Source organism: Zhengella mangrovi, assembly GCF_002727065.1.
Lineage (GTDB): Bacteria > Pseudomonadota > Alphaproteobacteria > Rhizobiales > Rhizobiaceae > Zhengella > Zhengella mangrovi.
In genome coordinates this window covers 1-1,682 of the sequence record NZ_PDVP01000050.1, presented here as the reverse complement: position 1 = coordinate 1,682, position 1,682 = coordinate 1, and the positions used below count along the sequence as shown (strand labels likewise).

2 protein-coding genes are annotated in these 1,682 nt (G+C 65.6%); both read left to right on the top strand.

All coding sequences use genetic code 11. The annotated features are described in order from the left end of the window. Positions 1–1,197, top strand: a 1,197-nt coding sequence (locus CSC94_RS23905; protein WP_114647885.1) for an HlyD family type I secretion periplasmic adaptor subunit, incomplete at its 5' end; no start/stop codon positions are given. Then, positions 1,187–1,682, top strand: a 496-nt coding sequence (locus CSC94_RS23900; RefSeq protein ID WP_133123098.1) for a TolC family protein, incomplete at its 3' end; no start/stop codon positions are given. The genes CSC94_RS23905 and CSC94_RS23900, both read left to right, overlap by 11 nt.

Below are 1,682 nucleotides of genomic sequence, written 5' to 3'. Positions count from 1 at the left end.
AACAAGCTGCTGCAGCATGTCAATGGCGGCCGGATACGCTCGATTCTCCTGGGCGAGGGCGCCCACGTTGAAAAGGGCGACCTGATCATGGTGCTCGATCCGGAGGTCAACCGCGCCGAACTGTCGGAATTGCAGGCGCGCCAGGCGGTCCTGCTGGCCAAGAAGCGCCGGTTGTCATCCATCGATGACCAGACCGCCTCGCTCGCCGAAGGGCCCGGCTCCTGGGGCATCCGGACCGGCGTCGACCGGTTCCTGCGGACGGCCTCGACAGGTGCCGACCAGACCGGCCACGACATGCACCAGGCCATCTATGAAAGCCAGAACCTCGAACGGTACTTCGAAGGCCATTCCATCGAAGCCGAGGTCGGCGCGCTGCGTCACCAGGCCGAGAGCCTGAAGCGCGAGCGGTCCGGGCTTCTGGGCATGCGCGACAGCGCGCAGGCAAGCCTGCGCTACCTCAGGGACGAAATCGCCAACATGCGGCCGCTCGTCGAGGCCGGCTATCTCGCGCGCAAGGAACTGTGGGACCGGACCCGCGAGGAAAGCCAGAAGGTGGGAGAACTCGCCGACCTGGACAGCCGGTTGCGGCGGCTCGACGAGCAGACCCTCGAGGTTCAGAACCGCATCGACGCCTACGTTTCCGGCCAGCAGCAGGCCGCCGCGAAGGAAATGACGGCCGTGCTCGGCGAACTCGCGCAGATCCGCGATCGCCTCGTTTCGGCTGAACAGGCGCTGTCAAACACGGAAATCCGGGCGCCTGCCAGCGGAACCCTGATCGCCTTTTCCGCCAACACGGTTGGCGGCGTTCTGCGCGGTGGCGATACGATCGGCGAGATCGTTCCCGACAATGCCCCCTTGATCATCCAGGCGAAGGTCCGCCCGCAGGACATCGCCGAGGTCAAGGAAGGCCAGGTCGCCCGGGCCGAGGTGACCGCGCTTGACCGCCGCCGCTATGATCCGATCGACACCGTCCTGACCTATGTCTCCGCCGATGCCATTCGCAATCCGGCGACGGCCGAATCCCATTATCTCGTCTATGCGAAGCCGGAAAAGACGATTTCCAGGTCGGAAGGCGGAGGGCTGCTCAAGCCGGGCATGGACGTCAATCTCTACGTTCACGCCGGAAGCCGGCCCTTCCTTGTCTATCTGCTGAGCCCGTTCATCACGAGCTTCGAGAGGGCCTTCAATGAACCGTGAGCGGAAGGCTTCGTTGCAGGTGCGGTCGCCATGGCGCGGATTGTGCGTCTCGACGCTCTCGATGGCATTGATGACGCTGCAGGGCACCGCCGGCGCGTCGGCCATGGAAGGCGTGTTGCGCGGAAGCTTCGATCATCCCGACGTCATGGTGCTGGATCGCCCGGTGCTGGCGGGCATGCGCCTGCGAACAGGCCTGGGCGCTTTGGCCAGCCAGGCCGATCCGGGCATCGTGCTGACCCTTCGGCGTGCCCTGGGCACCGACCTCGGCCTTCGCAAGTCCATCGCCGACAGCCAGGCCGCCCGTGCCGGTGTCTGGAGCGCCATGGCGGCCTATGTACCGACCATCAACGGAACGGTCGCGCGGAGCTATTTCAAGGATACCACGCTGTCCGGGCGCCAGACGAGCGAGACGATGTCGCTGGATGCGTCGGTCACCCTGCTGGACATGGGAACCCGGTACTTCGGGGTGAAGCGGGCGAAGGCGG